1 protein-coding gene is annotated in these 1,296 nt (G+C 69.3%); it reads right to left on the reverse strand.

The genetic code is table 11. The annotated features are described in order from the left end of the window. Window positions 1–160 precede the first annotated feature (160 nt). Entirely contained in the window at window positions 161–1,159 is a 999-nt protein-coding gene (locus tag ACFY00_RS38130) for a carbohydrate kinase family protein (protein WP_388038884.1), read from the reverse strand. Between the last annotated feature and the right edge of the window lie 137 nt (window positions 1,160–1,296).

The raw sequence follows: 1,296 nt of genomic DNA on the forward strand, positions 1-1,296 counted from the left end.
GTGACGTTCAGAACCTCGTTGCAGCCCTCCAACTGCTGGAAGTCCTCCAACGACGGATCCTGCGCCTGCAACATCGTGCCCATCGCCCCATCGGCCACCACGACACGAGTGGCGAGGGCCTCACGCAACGCATCAGCGCGCTCCTGCTGGACGGTGGGCATCACGCGGTGTTCCCGGAGGCCGTGATGAGCAAGCCGGCGCCCATCCGATGCGCTGCCTGGACGCCGTAAGCGCGTTCGGCCGCGGAGATCAACCGATCGTGGTCCACGGAGTAGGACTGCGGGCCGATGCCCCCCAGCGCCTCGGCGGCCAGCACACAGCCCAGCTGGGCCGCCGACTCCAGCGCAAGCCCCCTGCCCACGCCCGTGAGGAAACCCGCCCGGAACGCGTCGCCCACTCCGGTGGGATCGACGACGGTGACACTCTGGACGGCAGGGACGGACAGCGGCGTCCGGCCCCGCTGGTCGATGCGCACCCCCCGTTCGCCGAGGGTGGTGACCCATGTCCCGACGTGGTTCAGGACCTCGTCCCGGCTCCAACCGGTGCGCTCCAGCAGCAGCGCCGCTTCGTACTCGTTGCTGAAGAGCCAACGCGCTCCCCGGATCAGGTCCCGGGTCTCGGTCGAACTCATCCGGGCGAGCTGCTGCGACGGGTCCGCGGCGAAGGGAACGCCCGCGTCACGGCAGTGCGCCGTGTGGAGGAGCATTGCTGACGGGTCGTTGGCGCAGATCAGCACCAGATCGGGCTGGCCCTTGGTGCGGGCCAGCTGACTCAGGTCGATCTCGGCGGCCTCTTGCATGGCGCCCGTGTAGAAGGCGGCGATCTGGTTGGCGTCCAGATCGGTGATGCACATGAAGCGGGCGGTCTGTTTCTCGGAGCAGATCCGGACGCCACAGGTGTCGACGCCGTGGGCCGTCAGCCAAGCGTCGTACTCCGCGAAGTCATTGCCCACGGACCCGACCAGCACGGGCTCCAGGCCGAGCTGGCCCAGGCCGAAGGCGATGTTGGCGGCCACCCCGCCCCGGCGCACCTCGAGCGCGTCCACCAGGAACGAGAGGGAGACGCACGAGAGCTGATCGGCGAGCAGCTGGTCCGTGAAGCGACCCGGGAAGGTCATCAGATGGTCGGTGGCAATCGAACCCGTGACCGCGATGCGCATTTCAAGGCCCCGGTTCGATCGCCTGACCCGGGACCGCGGCTTCGACGGCCGCCTTCAGCGCGTCGACGCGGTCGGTGCGCTCCCAGGTGAAGTCCGGCAGCTCGCGGCCGAAGTGGCCGTACGCGGCGGTCTGGGCG

Source organism: Kitasatospora sp. NPDC001540 (assembly GCF_042894345.1).
Classification (GTDB): domain Bacteria; phylum Actinomycetota; class Actinomycetes; order Streptomycetales; family Streptomycetaceae; genus Kitasatospora; species Kitasatospora phosalacinea_C.

Coding starts and splice junctions, on each gene's coding strand:
- ACFY00_RS38130 (WP_388038884.1), bottom strand. CDS start 1,159: ATGCGCATCGCGGTCACGGGTTCGATTGCCACCGACCATCTGATGACC.